The 14,511-nt window shown below is 68.7% G+C and carries 10 protein-coding genes and 1 pseudogene; 5 read left to right on the top strand and 6 right to left on the bottom strand.

Translation table 11 applies throughout. The features are described from left to right. The 3 genes from ABT186_RS40745 to ABT186_RS40735 all read right to left on the bottom strand — a co-directional run. Nucleotides 1-2,980: beta-ketoacyl synthase N-terminal-like domain-containing protein (locus ABT186_RS40745; protein WP_351929391.1), on the bottom strand; the 2,980-nt coding region annotated here is incomplete at its 3' end. Between the two features lie 111 nt (nucleotides 2,981-3,091). After that, on the bottom strand, nucleotides 3,092-3,946 hold the full coding sequence (locus ABT186_RS40740; protein ID WP_351233141.1) for a thioesterase domain-containing protein: 855 nt from the start codon (nucleotides 3,944-3,946) through the stop codon (nucleotides 3,092-3,094). Continuing rightward, nucleotides 3,933-4,196, bottom strand: a complete 264-nt coding sequence (locus ABT186_RS40735) for an acyl carrier protein (RefSeq protein WP_351233143.1) — start codon at nucleotides 4,194-4,196, stop codon at nucleotides 3,933-3,935. The genes ABT186_RS40740 and ABT186_RS40735 overlap by 14 nt, the downstream gene beginning before the upstream one ends. A 933-nt stretch (nucleotides 4,197-5,129) precedes the next feature. Between ABT186_RS40735 and ABT186_RS40730 the strand changes: the two genes are divergently transcribed. From ABT186_RS40730 to ABT186_RS40720, 3 genes are all read left to right on the top strand, one after another. Then, nucleotides 5,130-5,918 (top strand): IclR family transcriptional regulator, encoded by a 789-nt coding sequence (locus tag ABT186_RS40730; RefSeq protein WP_351929389.1) that lies wholly within the window; start codon nucleotides 5,130-5,132, stop codon nucleotides 5,916-5,918. A 256-nt stretch (nucleotides 5,919-6,174) separates the two neighbouring features. Then, a complete protein-coding gene (locus ABT186_RS40725; RefSeq protein WP_351929387.1) occupies nucleotides 6,175-6,375 on the top strand; it encodes a helix-turn-helix transcriptional regulator in 201 nt (66 codons plus the stop codon). A 578-nt stretch (nucleotides 6,376-6,953) separates the two neighbouring features. Beyond that, nucleotides 6,954-7,433, top strand: a complete 480-nt coding sequence (locus ABT186_RS40720) for a hypothetical protein (protein ID WP_351929385.1) — start codon at nucleotides 6,954-6,956, stop codon at nucleotides 7,431-7,433. Between the two features lie 129 nt (nucleotides 7,434-7,562). Here the strand turns inward: ABT186_RS40720 and ABT186_RS40715 are convergent, their stop codons facing one another. Then, nucleotides 7,563-9,122: a S53 family peptidase gene (locus ABT186_RS40715; protein WP_351233150.1), complete on the bottom strand. Its 1,560-nt coding sequence runs from the start codon at nucleotides 9,120-9,122 to the stop codon at nucleotides 7,563-7,565. Nucleotides 9,123-9,973: 851 nt separating this feature from the next. Here ABT186_RS40715 and ABT186_RS40710 point away from each other — a divergent pair. Further along, the gene (locus tag ABT186_RS40710; protein ID WP_351929383.1) at nucleotides 9,974-10,597 is read left to right on the top strand and encodes a lasso peptide biosynthesis B2 protein; all 624 of its coding nucleotides are present in this window, start codon (nucleotides 9,974-9,976) and stop codon (nucleotides 10,595-10,597) included. 1 nt (nucleotide 10,598) lies between these two features. Continuing rightward, nucleotides 10,599-12,416 carry an asparagine synthase-related protein gene (locus tag ABT186_RS40705; RefSeq protein WP_351929381.1) on the top strand — a complete coding sequence of 606 codons (1,818 nt, stop codon included), beginning with the start codon at nucleotides 10,599-10,601 and terminating at the stop codon, nucleotides 12,414-12,416. Here ABT186_RS40705 and ABT186_RS40700 read toward each other — a convergent pair. Further along, entirely contained in the window at nucleotides 12,400-13,698 is a 1,299-nt protein-coding gene (locus ABT186_RS40700; RefSeq protein WP_351233156.1) for a hypothetical protein, read from the bottom strand. The genes ABT186_RS40705 and ABT186_RS40700 overlap by 17 nt on opposite strands. A 468-nt stretch (nucleotides 13,699-14,166) precedes the next feature. Beyond that, nucleotides 14,167-14,470: pseudogene (locus ABT186_RS40695) on the bottom strand (IS1380 family transposase); the annotation flags it as partial. Nucleotides 14,471-14,511 lie beyond the last annotated feature (41 nt).

Genomic DNA, 14,511 nt, shown 5'->3' with positions numbered 1-14,511 from the left:
CGGCCGGCCGGGGGGCGGCCTCGGCGGAGTGCGCGGTGCCGTTGGGCTGCGCGGCGAGGGTGGTCGGCGCGGTCCTGGTGTTCCCGGTGGCCGCTGCCGGTTCGTGGGCGGCCGGGAGCGTCTCCCGGGTGCCCGCGAGGCTCACCCGGTATCCGTTCTCCAAGGCCTCCCGGTACGCCGCCTTCCGGGCGTCGGGCACGTGGTTGATGCCGTTGAGCGGCACCGTCATGCCCTTGACGGGCTCCACGGCCGGCGGCTCCGCCACATAACGATCGCGTGTCGCGAGCGGCAGGCCGAGGACGGCCAGTTGGGCCACGGCCCGCTTGAGGGTGAGGTCGGCGTCGCCGCTGCTGCCCGGGTCGAGCTGCACCGCGAAGTGCTCGCGCTCGCCGAGGATGCGGTCGACCAGCCGGGTGAGCACGCCCTTCGGACCGAACTCGACGTACGTACGGAAGCCCGCCGCGTACATCTCCTCGACCCGGTCGGCGAACTCGACGGGCTGGATCAGCTGGTCGACAAGCGTGCGCCGGTTCGCCTCGACGTCCTCGCCGTAGGCGGCGCCCGGCGCGTTGGCGAACACCGGCCGGCGCGGTTCGTGTATCTCGGCCTCGGCGACCCGGCGGCCGAACGCCTCGACGGCGTGCGCCACGAACGGCGTGTGGAAGGCCGCGGACACCGGCAGCCGCAGCGCCCGGACGCCGGCCGCGCCCGCCGCCGCCACGAACCGCTCCACGGCGTCCGTGGCGCCACCGGCCACGATCTGGTCCGGCGCATTGCGGTTGCAGACGATCAGCTCGGGGTGGGCGGCGAGCAACTGTGCCACCTGCTCCTCGGAGGCGGTGACGGCGGCCATGGCGCCGGGATCGAAGTCGGCCTCGGCGGGCGGAGCCATCGCCGCGCCGCGGGCCCGGGCCAGCGCGAAGTAGGTGTCGTCGGCGAGGGCTCCGGCGGCCCACAGCGCGGCCAGCTCCCCGAAGCTGTGCCCGAGGAACCCGTCGGCGTCGAAGCCGAGTTCGGTCAGATAGCGGTACTGGCCGGCCGCCAGGGCGCCGATGGCGGGCTGGGCGTACTCGGTGCGGCGCAGCTCGGTCTCCTGGGCGGTGCGCGTCACCTCGTCGAACGCGGGCGGCGGAAACGCGACCCGGGACAGCGGGCGCTCATGGTCCCCGAAAGCCGCGTTCGCCCGGTCGAAGGCCGCCCGCAGCGGGGGCAGCGCGAGCAACGCTCCACGGCCCGGCTCCACGTACTGGCTGCCCTGCCCGGCGAAGAGCCCGGCCACCTTGCCGAGGGGCGCCGCCGCGCGGCGGAAGTGGACGCCCTTGGGATGCGACCAGGACTCGGCCGAGGGCTTGGCGTGCAGCTCGGCCACGGCGAGGGCACGCAGCTCGGCGAGCTCGGCGTCGGTGCGGGCGACCAGGGCGAGCCGGGGGTGACCGGCCGGAGCGGGGGTGGTCTTCGGCTCCGCCCCTTCGTCCAGCGCCCGCACCAGGGCGTTCATGTCAGGTTCATGCCAGAGATGGATCCGGCTCACCGGGAACATGACCCGCAGGTCGTCGCCGTCGCCGTGCTCCTCCAGCACCACATGGAAGTTGGTGCCGCCGAAGCCGAACGACGACACGGCCGCCCGGCGCTCGGGGCGGCGCGGATCGCGGATCCACGGGCGGGTGCGCGTGCTGACGTAGAACGGGCTCTTCTCCCAGTCGATCGCGGGGTTCGGCTTGTCCACGTTGATCGTGGGCGGCAGCAGCCTGTGGTGCAGGGCCAGCGCCAGCTTGATCATCCCGGCCGCGCCCGCGGCCGCCTTGGTGTGGCCGATCTGCGACTTCACGCTGCCGACCGCGCCGAACTGCCGTTCCTCGGTGAACTCCGACACCACCGCCGTCAGCGCGGACAGCTCGGTCGCCTCGCCGACCGCGGTTCCCGTGCCGTGCGCCTCGAACAGCTCGATCGTGTCCGGGGAGACGTCCGCATCCTCGTACGCCCGGCGCAGCGCCGCCATCTGCCCCTCCTTGCGCGGGGCGTAGATGGACTTGAAGCGGCCGTCGCTGGAGGAACCTATGCCGCGGATCACCGCGTAGATCCGGTTGCCGTCGCGCTCGGCGTCGGAGAGCCGGCGCAGCGCCAGCATGCCGATGCCCTCGCCGATGAGGGTGCCGTCAGCGTTCTCGGCGAACGGGCGGATACGGCCGGATTTCGAGAAGGCCGGCGTCTTGCTGAAGCACAGGTACATGAAGATGGTGTTCTCGGCGTCGCAGCCGCCCACCAGCATCATGTCCGAACGCCGCTCCAGCAGTTCACTGACCGCGGCCTTCACCGCGCCGAGCGAGCTGGCGCAGGCCGCGTCGATCGTCATGTTGGTGCCGCCCAGGTCGAGGCGGTTGGCGATGCGGCCGGCGACGACGTTGCCCAGCATGCCGGGGAAGGAGTTCTCCTCCCAGGGCGCGAAGGCCAGTTTGAACTTCTCCGCGATCTCCTCCGCGTCCCGCTGCGACAGCCCGCAGGAGCGGACGACCTCCTTGAGCACGGGCGTCTGGAGCCGGGCGGACAGCGGCTGGGTGAGCTGGTTGGCGCCGGTCACGCCGAGGACGACGCCGGTGCGGGAGGCGTCATACCACCCCTGTTCGGCGCCCGCGTCCTTCAGCAGGTCACGGGCCACCACGAGGCTCAGCAGCTGCAGCACGTCGGTGACTTCGAGGGTGTTCGGCGGCAGCCCGAACTCGAGCGGGTTGAAGGGGACGGTCGGGATGAAGCCGCCGCGCCTTGAGTACGTCTTGTCGGGCGCGGTCGGGTCGGCGTCGTAGTGCTCCGACACGTCCCAGTGGGTCGCGGGGACGTCCTCGATGCAGTCGGCGGCGGAGACGACGTTCGCCCAGAACTCGCGCAGGTCGCGCGACTTGGGGTACAGGGCGGACAGCCCGATGATGGCGATGGGATCCCGGGCGAGCCGGCGGTCGAGGTCGGAAGGGTGCGAAGCGTTCACGGCGAGGCTCTCTTGGTCGGACGGCGAGGCCGGGTGAGGCCCGGTCGGTCAGTGGCCCTGCGGGTGACACGCAAGGGTTGTCAGTACGAAGAGGGTTGAGCTGATGGATTGTCAGGAACCGTTCAGCAGCGGTGTGATGACGTCGAGCGAGTCGGGTCGGCTGAGCATCGTGTAGTGGTCACCGGGGCAACCGAGCACCGTCAGCCCCTGCGGGGCGAGCGGCGACCAGCCGAGCGTGTCGTCGCCCGGGATCAGGCTCCGCTCGGCCTTCACCAGCACAAGGGGGAGTGGGGCGGGCTCCGGCCGGTGCGGAGCCGTCAGACGGTTGTTGCGCAACAGCCCGTCCACGTAGGTGTCGTAGAGCTTCCGCAGTCCAGGCAGTGGCGTGTCCGAAAGCAGGGCCCCGGCGGCGACCGCCGCGTCGAGCACCACGGGGAGCCCGTCGTCGACCCCCTGCCCGGCGAGCCCGCCCGACGGGACCTCGATGGCCCGTCCCCGCTTCGCCCCCAGATACATGGTGAACCAGTCCAGCAGCAGATCGGGTTCGAGCGCGTCGTCCGGCTGCTTGTACTCCTCGACGGGCGCGATGCTGTCGAGGAGCACCAGGCGCTCGGGGCGCCGCGAAGCGGGCATGGCGTGTATCAGGGCGTGGGCGAGCACACCGCCGAAGGACCATCCGGCGAGGGTGTACGCACCGCGCACCGGCTCCATCGCTCCGAGCAGCCGGCCGGCCAGCGCCTCCACGGTGGTCGCGGCCCTGCCGCCGGTCAGCGCCGCCTCCGCGTACTCGGGCACTGCTCCCAGATCCAAAACGGTCAGCCCGTCGCCCTCAGGCAGCGCGTCGGCGAGACCCCGGTAGACCTGGGCCGCGAGCGCGCCGGGATGGACGACGCAGACCGTCCGACCACCGGGTGCGGCCGTGCGGAACGGGTGCGCGACCGGGGGCCGTACGTCACGCGGCCGCACGCTGGGCGCTCTCCTCGGCTATGTAGGCGGCCAGGTCCTTGACCGTCGGGTGGTACCACAGGGTCGTCGTGCTGAGCTCGAAACCGAGCCAGTTCTCCATCTCGCCGGCGAGGATGAGCGCCTCGGTCGAGTCGAGGTCCAACTCGTCGAAGTACACCTCCCGCGAGACCTCGCCGGTGGTCACGCCCAGGCGATGGGCGATCTTCTCGATCAGCCAGTCCTCGGCCTCATGAGCGGTCACTACGGCCATGGTGCGTCGTCCTTCCTTGGGGCGCAGCTCCGGGCGCATCCGGAGGCGCGAGCGGATCGTGAATGCGTACGCCGTCCCGGCGGGGAACGGTACGGCGGGTGGCAGAAAATCGTCGGCGCTGTTTCGCGGCATGACTTCTCGGCCGACCGGGTATTCGCCCGGTCGGTGCGGCGGGGACAGCTATTGCTCGCAGGAAGTCGGGCCGCTTGGGCCGTGGGGGAAGGCCCGCTGATTTGAGAAGTGCTCTTCTTTTGCGGCTTCATCGCCGATAACAGAAGAACAACTCGTCAGTAAGCTAACTCATCGGTAAGCTGACTCTTGGGTAAGCCGACGGTGGTCAGGTCCGTACTCAATGGTTCAGACATGCGGGCCCGCACGTCAGTCGGTCCTTCGGAGTGGCCGCCCGAAGCACGCAGGGCACAGTCTTGCCACCTTTCGGATCCCCGAACAACCGCTCTTCCAGAGAGTGGAAAGAAATCCGGATTACGGGCGCGGGCCGGTGGGGCGCTTACGTTACCGGAAGGTGAAGTGCCTTTCGTGCGCGGCGACTTGGGGCTGACCCGGCAGGGCCTTGCCTCGCGCAGGAAGGGGCCGGATGCCGTATCCACGTGCGCGTTCTCGCGTGAGTTCACGGGGGTGTGAGGGCGTTCCGAAGCCGTTGACTCGGTGGCCGAATCTGACGGTGGCTCAGCCGACCCCGTCGGCAATACGGGAGACCGGCGCGGCGGACGGGCCGGAGGGCCGAGGGGGCCAAGGGGCCGAGGAGGGGGCGGGGCTCGGTAACGATGTGAAATCGACCAGCTGTGTTTTGGTAACCACCCTCCTTCGGCCACTTGCCTGTTCGATGATGGAGACGGCCGCCTGACCGGATTGCTTCTGGTGCATGCATGACTCGATCCATCCGTGACATGCAGGTGAAGGGAATCTGACGGGATGACCACCCCTTACTCCGGCGCCCCGGAGCGCTCGGTCGTCGACAGAACGCTCAGCATCCTGGGCACCTTCAACCGGGACAACCGGACCCTGACCCTCAGCGACATCAGCCGGCGTTCCGGGCTGCCTGTCGCCACGGTTCACCGCATCGTCAACAAGCTGCACGGCTGGGGAGCCCTGGAGCGGTGCCCCGACGGCGGCTACAGCATCGGACTGCGTCTGTGGGAGACGGCCGTCCTGGCACCGCAAGCCAAGCTGATCGAGGCCGCGCAACCGCACCTGGTCGAACTGCAGCGGCACACCTCCGCCGCGGCCACGCTCGCGATCCGTGACGGGTCCGACAGCATCTGCCTGTCCCTCCTGTCCAACGACAGGGATCTCATGACGCGTTGCGGTGACGCCGGCGCGCGATTGCCGTTACACGCCACGGCGGTGGGCCTGGTGCTTCTCGCCCACGCGAGCAAGGTCGTACAAAAGGAGGTCTGTGCGGGACCGCTGCGCGCTTACACCCCTGCCACGATCACGGACGGCGCCGCACTCAGACGCTGCCTGACCAACGTCAGACGGGAGGGTTACGTGGTCGTCCGCAGCTCGCTGGTCGAGGGCCGGGGCGGCATCGCGGCCCCCGTGCGCGACTGCCGCGGTGCCGTGATCGCCGCCGTGGCGGCGGTGGCACCCCTCGACAACCTGCAGCCGACGAGGCTGCTGCCCCAGGTCCTCGCCACGGCTGAGGCGGTGTCGCGGTGCGTCGGGGCGGACGGGCCGCGGATCGGGGAGGTCGGTGCGTGACGGCGGGTGTGCGTCGGCGCGGTGGCCGCACGTTCGGGTGACGATGACGGGGGCGGCGGGGCTGCTCACATTCGGTCAGGGGGTGGCCGGTACGAGGGTTCCGAGGTCCTCCGCGCCTCGGGGGAACCTCACGAACTGAAGCCCCGGCCGGGCACGGGGGGCAGGGGCGGAAGCCGGACAGGCACCGCCGGCCGCAACCGCGCCCTGCCGCTGTCGATCAGCGCACGCCGCCCTGCTGACCGACATCCTCGACGTGGTGAATGGCCCTTCCCTGACCCCGGCAGACCGGCTCGCGACGCGTCCCACGGAGCAGCTCAGCCCCGGCGAGCTCAAGATACTGCGATATCTCCCCACCAACCTGTCCAGACCGCAGATTGCCAGTGAACTGTCTGTCTCGGTGAACACGGTCAACACCCAAGTCCGCAACATCTACGCCAAGCTCCAGGCCCGTGGCTGATCCTCGATCGCTGTAAACTGCCCGGCGTCGGCCCGAGCGCGCAGGTACTGCCACAACGTCGCGCGCAGCACCGCGGCCTCACCGACCACGCTGACCGGGCTGTCCCTTGGCTGCTTCAGCTTCCCGGCCCACGCGTGTGCATGTCCAGCACGAGGAACAACACCTCCGAGGCCGGAACCGCTCGTATGCAGGATCGTCGCCCGGCTCGTGCAGCTCCCGCAGCCGGGTTCACGATCCGACCGGTCTTGAGGATCGGCGGGCGCTGCGGTCGGGGCTTGCCGGCCGGCGTCGAGGTCTTCCTCCTCAAGGCGAATGTCTTCGCCAGGGAGGGTTCCCAACCGCCCCGAGAGAGAGGCACTCTGCCGCGGGACCCCTGCCCGCGAGGCATAGTTGGCCCCGGAGGGCAATGCTCCGGCCCGGGGCGCCATGGGTGCGCCTTCACTGGAAGGGCTGCCGCTTGAGCAGCGCGGGGGAGGCATCCTCGGTCACAGGGTGATCACGCCCTCTTCACACCTCTGCCACATGGCGTACACAGGGCACTACCGTCATCCCGCCAGAAACACCTCAGGGGGGACGACATGAACAACCTGTCCACGATGCCGCCCGCACCGGGCCGGCCCGATAGCCGTCCGCTGTACAAGCGCAAGAGAGTCTGGTTCGGGGGCCTCTCGCTGTTCACGCTCGGCGCACTCATTGCCAGTACCGGGGGCAGCGAGCCCGCGGCTGAGACGAAAGCCGCGCCGACGGCAACTGTCACGGCTACGGCGACCGTGACCGAGACGCCGAAGGCCTCACCCGCGCCTACGGTCATCAAGACGAAGACGGTGAAGACGCCGGGCCCGACCGTCACCGTCACCGAGGCTGCGCAGGCCGCCGGATCGAGCAACAGCGGGAACAGCGACACCGGAACGTGCTCGATCGTGTCCAACTCGGGTAACTGCTACGAAGCGGGCCAGTTCTGCCGAAGCAGCGACCATGGTGCTGTCACGACCGATGCAGCCGGTGCGAGCATCAAGTGCAACTACCGCTCGAACGCGTGGCGCTGGACCTACGCCTGACAGTATGAGCCCCCCGGGACGGACTTCTCCCGGGGGCTTGCGCGTCGCAGCCTTCCCGGTTCCGCCGCCGCGTACACGCCCCGTGGGACCGCGGGCCGCTCCTGTGCCCCTCGTCAGTGGTCCACGCGTCTACACCCGAGTCATCAACTCGGTGCCGATGGGGACGCCGAGGCCGGTGCACGCGTCCCAGCCGGGCGCCGCCCCGTAGTCGCCGATGTCGCCCTCGGTGATATCCCGGAAGCCGGGGACGGCCTGCCCGGGGGCGATGCCGGCGTACAGCTGTGGCTGCAGGAGGCCGAGGGGCCGGTTTGCCGATTGGGAGAGCCGGGCGACCAGAGCGGCCCACAGCGGAGCCACTGCACTGGTGCCGCCGACGGACGTGTCCTCCCCGTCGATCCGCACCTCGTATCCGGTGTCGCCGTCCGCGTCACCGGCCACATCCGGTATGCCACGCATGCCGGTCACGCCATCGGGGTTGCCCGCAGACGCCTGCCAGAACGGCTGCTCGAATGCGGTGCTGTAGCCGCCCCCACTGGCCCAGCCCTGGCCGTTGTTCCACACGGTCTCCGATTCGATCGTGCCGGTTTGGGGGTCGGCTTCCAGCCGGGTACCACCACAGGCGAGCGCGTGGGGGCTGGTGGCGGGGAAGTCGGGGTGCGGCCTGCCGTCGGGCACCCCGTCGCTCGCCCCGTGATCGCCCGCGGCCACGCACACGGTCACCCCGAGCGCCGCCGCGTCCGCGAACACGGTATCCATCGCGTCACGGGCCTGGGGCGACCAGGCGTCCTCCCGCTTGCCCCAACTGATGCTGAGGGCGGTTGGTGGAGGCTCGGCGTACACTGCAGCGCTCACAGCGTCGACGAAGCCCTTGTCGTTGTTCTCGCCGAAGTAGACGATCTGCTGGGCTCCGGGTGCCAGGGCACCGGCCACCTCGATGTCAAGCTGGACCTCGCCGTCGTCGCCGTCCGGCCGTCCGTCGGGTGCGTTCTGCCCGTGGCCCACGCCGACGGCGGTCACGCTCGGTCGAGTCGGCACTCCGAGCTCGGCGAAGTAGCTCATCAGGTTCTCCTGGTCGAAGCCGCCCCCGAGTTCCACAAGGGCTATTGTTCGACCGCTGCCGTCGGTCCACAGCGGGAAATCGTAGAGCTCGCCCAGTTCGACAGGCGAATAAGAGATCCCCACGCTCCCAGCGTCTCTACGGTGCAGGTGTGGGCGCGCCTGAGGGCGATCGTCGAAGCCGAGCACCGCGCTCACGATGCCCTTCCACTCGGGGAGGATCCGCAGAGCGCCTTCCCGTTGGCGGTGTTCGGTCGCCTTGCCGGTGACGGGATCCGTGCTCCTGACCCAGGTGAGCCGTCCGGGATCCACTACGGTCCGCAGTCGGCCAAGGGGCCCGGTGATCTCGACCCGGCGTGATGCCCGGTCCGCCTGCAGAACGGTCAGTCCGCGGTCTTGCGCTGTGCGGCGTATGAGGTCGATGTCGTGGGGATCCGCCCCGTAGCGCTCGGCGAGTTGCGTGCTCGTGACGGTGTCGGGTCCTTCAACCAGGCTTTTGGGGATTTCTTCCCGGCGCTTCAGGACCAGGGTGATGTCAATCTGCTGGGCGTCGTCCACCTCGTCGACATGGCGCGCATCTGAAATCGCCTTGCGTTCGCTGCCGTTGAGAGGAACCAGTGATTTCTTAGCCATCGGTTACACCGATCGTGCGATGGTCGTACGAATGGGGATGCTGTCCCGCGAAGAGCCTCGTACCAGCGGCCCCCGGCGCCTCGCCACATCCGAAATCGACAGCCTCCGCGGAAGCGCCTGACTACGCGCACCACACCCGTCGAAGCGGGACGCGAAGGAGCGGCGAGGGACGATCCTGACTATGGCTTCTGCGCAAGGACCAATGCGCGGTACTGGCTGGAGCTCTCTCGTGCCAGACTCTGGGCCTGAAATTCGGTCCACCGCTATACCTTCTCCCACAGGACCACGCCATGGCGGCCGACGCAACTCGACCTGCGGTGCCGGATCATCCTGGCGCGCTGGATCGGTGCCTGGCACACGCCTCGGCATGTCGGGGGAGGAACGTATTCGTCAAGTCGCTGGACGGCACCTTTTGCGGACAGCTCGGGGTCTCCGCGTCCATCGGACGTGCCCCGTTCGGCGGACAGGATGGGTAGTGTCCCTTCACGATTCGACGGTGAGGGCAGACGCATGGTGACGGAATGACGGTAAGGCCGTCCGGCGAACCGCTCGTGCCTCACGGCGCGGGGACCGGCGGTCCGGCTTGCGGGGCATCCGGGCCGGAGTAGCCTGGGATTGATCAACGCTGCCTGATACAGGAGGTAGGCGATGTTTCTCCGACTGCTGCGACGCCGTATGCCGCATGGGCTTGGCCTTCTCGGCAACGGCCGTCTGATCCGGGGTTTCAGCGGCGGCCACTACGACGGTCACGGATATTTGTCCGGTCACGGATCCATGTCCTGACACCGTCCACAAGTCGAATCGGGCCTGCCGCAGAGTTGCTTCGGCAGGCCGACCTCGGAGGATTTGCGGTGGCAGATGACGTCGACGCCCTGGTAGCAATGACGCGAATCCTGTCACCGCACTGCCGCGTCACCAGGATGGCCGGCGGAGCGCTGATTGCGGACTGGAAGCGGACGCGCTTTCTCGGAATGGCGCCGGCGGACATTCAGAAGTTCGCCGGCGGAAGCTCTGAGGAACGCGCCGAACTCGTCACCGGCCTCATTCGTGCCGGGTGTGCGACGGCCCGCCGAAAGGAGCATTCGGATGTCGAGGTCGGGCTCTGGCTGCGCGGAGTGCACCTGCTGATCCGGACCATGGGATTCGGGCGCGTCCTGCGGCTCCTGTCCCTGGCAGCCCCGGATTACGCCCGTGCCGACCCACCCTCCGCGGAGGTCGTGGCACGGCTCAAACGAACAGTGCAGTCACACAGCCGCAGAAGCTGGTTGGTCAACGACGACTGCAAGGCCGAGGCCGTGACGGCTTTCGTCCTGCTACGGCGTAGTGGTCTGAAGGCCGTGCTTCACGTCGGTGTGCGCGAGCACCCGTTCGCCTTGCACGCCTGGACGTCCTCGGCGGGCCTGTGCATCCCCGACGCCGATCCGTGCGGGCACGTGTTCACCCCGGTTCTCTCGATCAACGGGGGAGGGCAGTGACGTGGAAGCGCTCCGCCTCGAGTGGTCCGGGGGCGCACCGAGGCTCTGGGCAGCCGAGGCCATGGCGCGGCAGGGACTGGTGACAACGGTCTCCTCACCGGCCGGCACCGCGGTGGTCGTCGGCTGGGTCGGTTCGGTCGGAGGCCGCGTTGCGGGGGCTCGCAGCCTCCTCGACGAATTCGGTCGACCGGGAACCGCACCGCGCCTGCCGACCGGCGACTATGCGGCTGTCCTGGTGTGCCGCGACCGCATCCTGCTGATGCGGGACGAGTATGCGCGCATCCCCCTGTTCTTCAGGGAGTCCGGTGGCCGTGTGAGCGCGGTCAGTACCTCGGCGCGCCGCCTGGGCGGCGGAGCAGAGCCAGAACGCCGCTATTTCTGCCGGTACCTGACCGGGAACATGGCACAACCGCACTCGGAACTCACCCCTTTCACCGGGGTACACCGGATCCTCGGCGGCGAGGTGGTGGAACTTTCGATCACCGGGCAGATACGCGGTCGGGTGCTGCAACGCGACCGTCAGGCTCAAGAACCGCCGGTACCGAGCGCGGACGGGCCCGACCTCAGGAAGGCCGCCAAGGACCTGCGCCTGGCACTGGAGCACGCTGTCGGGCGTCGTATGGGCAGGATGACGGCATGCCATGTCTCGGGCGGCACCGACTCCACCAGCGTCGCGCTGCTCGCGGCACGTCTGCTGGGCTCAGGACAGAGCCACCCGGGAGACCTCGTCCTGCTCGCCGGGCGCTTCGGCACGGGAGAACTGGCTGGAGAGCAGCCGTACCTCGACGAGGCGATGGAGGAGATCCGCCGTCATGCACCCGCAGCCCGCCCCGTGATCGTCGATGCTGACGACGTGGCCGACTTCGACGACTTCCAGCACCACGCGGGAGACGCGGACGAGCCTCATGCGCACGCCTTCCGCGCCCCGTTCTGGAGCAGACTTCACAGCGCTGCTGCGGAACTGGGCTGTGACACCCTCATGACCGGCTGCGGGGCGGATCCGATCGCTGACGCCAACCCCTTTCACTTGCACAGGCTGGCGCGCACAGGACAGCTCCGGCAGATGACGAAGCAGGCACGCGCCTGGGCCGCGGGCAGCGAGCGGGGCTTGTGGGACGTCATCTCCGCCTGCGTAGTGCGGCCGGCTGTTCCGCTGGCAGCCGAGCGGATCACAGCGCTCCGCCGCCGCGGAACTGTCCTCGGCGGCCTCGGCAACTTCGCCCGCCCCCGATGGCTGCGACCCGGATTTGCGCGGGCTCACGGCTTCCGTGAGGCCGGTATCGCGGAGAGCCGCTTCATGTTCGGGCGCAGGCCGGAGCAGTCCCTGTACGACGTGGCCAATTACGTCGCCGCTCCCGATCCGCTGTCCTGGCGCCGCGCACGGCAGGACGGATTCTTCCTCTCGCACCCCTTCCTCGACCCGGAGGTCGTCGCCACGATGCGCGGCCTCCCCGCCGAAGCCACGTTCCATCCGGGCCGTTCCAAGGCGGTTCTGCGCGAGGCCATGGCGGATCTGCTCCCATCCAGGATCCGCAGCCGAGCGGTCAAGATCCCCTTCAACCAGCTCTACGCCCGCGGCCTGCGAATGCACGGCGACGAACTCATCGACCTCTGCCGTTCGGCCAGGCACCCGCTGATTGCGGAGATGTTCGACGTCGAGATGCTGTGCCGGGCGGTGAGGGAGGCACAGCTCGGCATTGGGGACTCCTACTCCTGGGATCGTATGAACAGCTCTCTCGCCCTCGTGGTGTGGCTGGAGCGATTGGAGCGGCGCTCCAGCGCGCCCGGTCCGGACATGCCCGTCATCGCTGGCTCTTGATGTCCCAGAGCGTTCGTTCGATCGGGCCTGCTTGGGCGTCGACGATGCCGTACCGGCTCAGCAGCGTTTCCGCACCAGGGATTACGCGGTCTTCCTCGCCCTTTCGCGTGATGGTCCAATCCACGCCTGCGCCATGCGTGCCGAACTGCCAATAGACAGTGAGGTAGCGGGGGTCTCTCGTATGATCGTCGATCGAGTTGTTTTCGCGCACCCTGCTGTGGTAAATGACGGCATCGATGTCATTGTTCTTCGTTTGCATCCACGGGGGCAACTTGCCGCCAAGCCAGGAGTACCTGATCGGACCGAAATGCTCCAGACCGATCCGGTCCTTGCGGGCAAAGCTCGCGGTGGCATAGAACGCCAAATCGTCGTAAGGCGTGCCAATGGGCAGTTGTACAACCGTTCGAGTGACGAACGCGTCTCGTGCCTCGATCCAGTATCCGGCATCCATCCATGGCTGCGCCGTCACCAATTGGCCGGGCTCGTGGATCTCCCGGCGGGAGAGCGGGCTTCTCTCCCGGAATTCACGCTGCTGCGCGGCATCGGTACGCCACTGCTGGCGGAGCCGATCCTTCGCGGTCAGCGGCACCTGCTCCCCCATGGCGTGGAACTCGGCACCGAGCACATAGAAGCCCGTATCGCTGGGGTTCTCGAGCTTGATGTCGACCGGAACGGAGAATTTATTGCGGTCCTGACTCAGCACAGGCTTCCCCACAGCCAAACTGATGAGAGGCCTGGCTCCGCGCTGGTACGGCTGGTAGAGGTGCTCGTAGCCGAAATTGGCCATCGCCAGACCCGAGGAGACGATCAGTGCCGCGGCCACCCGCTTCGGAGCAGGGATCATGACCGATGTCCGCCACACCGTGATGACAGCCCATAGGGAACCCGCCGTGAGCAGGCTCCACAGCACCTGGTAAAGCGTGGAATCGCCGTCCCTGAATGTCTCGAGCAGGAGCATGGTGTTGGTCAACAATGCCGCGACCGTGCCGATCAGCGCGACCATCCCGGAGTAGGGGAAGCTGTTCCGGAACCAGTGGTCCACAACTGCGGCAGCGCCCAAAAACGAGAGGGCCGAGACCAGGACGAGGATGGCGCCGGTGATGCGCCCGGTATAGGTCAGGGCCCCGCTGAGGTCTTCGATGCCCCACCAACCCAGCAGCAGCGCCGTCGGTAGGAGGACCAGCAGGATCAACACCATGGCCGCCGGTGAGCGTCTGGCACTTGACGCGACCTGTAGCGTCCGAAAGCGCGAGCCGGCGCCGGACCCCGGGGGAGTCGTCATGTGATCACCTCCTGACGCCGCAGGCAGTGCGTGATATGTCGGCCGTGCCGACTGCGACCGCGACCGGAGACACACTCGAAGCAAGCCGGGAAGAGTCCCTCCGGTCGGCACCGGCGTACGTCAGGACCCACGGGGTGTCTCCTTCGACCATCACTGGGGGCACTGCACGGGTGAAGCGCCGTCTGACGCCCCCCGGCTGGCTTCCTGCGGCACTTCCGCGCGGTGTCGTCGTCGGACATCCGATCCCGCAGCGGAGCCATGAGACCTGGCGCTGCGCCGGGGGCTCGAGCACCATCGTCCGTGGCGATCCGTCGGATCACCATCCGGATGCCTCCGGACGGCCTACTGCTCAATTCCGCTTTCGGTGGTTATAGCTGCTGGTAGCCGGTGTGGTTGGGGGTGTTCGGGGGGCGGGTGCCGGGCGATGGTGATGCGGGCACGGCCGGGCAGTTACGAGGGCGAGCGGGAGGCGCCGGGGTGCGGTCGTTCCTTGCGCACGATCAGCTGCATTCCCGTTGGCCAGCCGTTCAGCACGTCGCCGTCAAGCTCGCAGACACAGGCCCCGTCGCGGATCTCGTCGTCGGGCACGACGGCTGGTGTCCATGTGGAGGCGGGGACCTTCAGCATTGCCTGGTGGACGGTGTCGGTGAGGTCATGCCGACCGAGTACGAGCAAGGGCCCGCTGCTCGGCTTCGATGTGGTCGCTGGCTGTGATGGAGCCGGCGTTGCCCGGTCGCAGCAGCGCCGCCACCGGTTCCCCAGCTTCGCCATGTCGCGGTCCCGCAGTTCACATTGTGGCGGCCCTTTCACCCG

This window comes from Streptomyces sp. NPDC001634 (genome assembly GCF_040298185.1).
GTDB lineage: Bacteria > Actinomycetota > Actinomycetes > Streptomycetales > Streptomycetaceae > Streptomyces.
The sequence above is the reverse complement of the archived record's forward strand: the minus strand, read 5'-3'. Positions and strand labels throughout refer to the sequence as shown.

Bases quoted from the DNA above. Each gene is read 5' to 3' on its own strand.
- ABT186_RS40730 (WP_351929389.1), top strand. From the start codon at position 5,130: ATGACCACCCCTTACTCCGGCGCCCCGGAGCGCTCGGTCGTCGACAGA.
- ABT186_RS40735 (WP_351233143.1), bottom strand. From the start codon at position 4,196: ATGGCCGTAGTGACCGCTCATGAGGCCGAGGACTGGCTGATCGAGAAG.
- ABT186_RS40720 (WP_351929385.1), top strand. From the start codon at position 6,954: ATGAACAACCTGTCCACGATGCCGCCCGCACCGGGCCGGCCCGATAGC.
- ABT186_RS40715 (WP_351233150.1), bottom strand. From the start codon at position 9,122: ATGGCTAAGAAATCACTGGTTCCTCTCAACGGCAGCGAACGCAAGGCG.
- ABT186_RS40700 (WP_351233156.1), bottom strand. From the start codon at position 13,698: ATGACGACTCCCCCGGGGTCCGGCGCCGGCTCGCGCTTTCGGACGCTA.